The organism is Sphingomonas sp. CCH5-D11, assembly GCF_001557395.1.
In the GTDB taxonomy this organism is placed as follows: Bacteria; Pseudomonadota; Alphaproteobacteria; order Sphingomonadales; family Sphingomonadaceae; genus Sphingomonas.
Genome location: NZ_LSKH01000195.1, coordinates 1 through 476, shown reverse-complemented (window position 1 = coordinate 476; position 476 = coordinate 1). Strand labels below are relative to the sequence as shown.

General features: G+C 72.7%; 1 protein-coding gene. It reads left to right on the top strand.

Going from position 1 to position 476, the window contains the following annotated elements:
* The coding region (locus AX702_RS12090; protein ID WP_197420588.1) for a WecB/TagA/CpsF family glycosyltransferase at positions 1-379 on the top strand (379 nt) is incomplete at its 5' end.
* Positions 380-476: the final 97 nt, after the last annotated feature.

The window sequence follows — 476 nt, the reverse complement described above, 5'->3', positions numbered from 1 at the left end:
CGAGCCGCAACTGCGCGATCGGATCAGGATGGCCGGGGCCGATGTCGTGCTGGTGGGCATGGGGCAGCCGTATCAGGAGCATTGGGCCGCGCGGAATGTGGAGGCGCTTGGCCTTCCGGTGATCTGCGTTGGCGGGTTCATCGACTTCACCGCGGAGGCGACCCAGCGCGCGCCGGAATGGGTGCGCGCGGCGCGGCTGGAATGGGTGCACCGGGCACTGAGTGATCCGCGGCGCCTGCTCCGGCGATATACGATCGGCAACATCCGCTTCCTGGCGGGGCTGGTGCGCGAAGCGGCGGCCGGCGTGCACCATGTCGACCCGCGCCACTGGCGCATGCCCGAACGTCCGCCCGCCAGCGCCGCTGCCGGCGGGGCGTGATCATGGCGACCGATCCCGACGGCTGCGTCGACCCGGCGTCGGTTGTGGCTGCGGCGGCTGGGGCGGCTGCGGCTAGGGCTAGGGCTGGGGCTGGGGC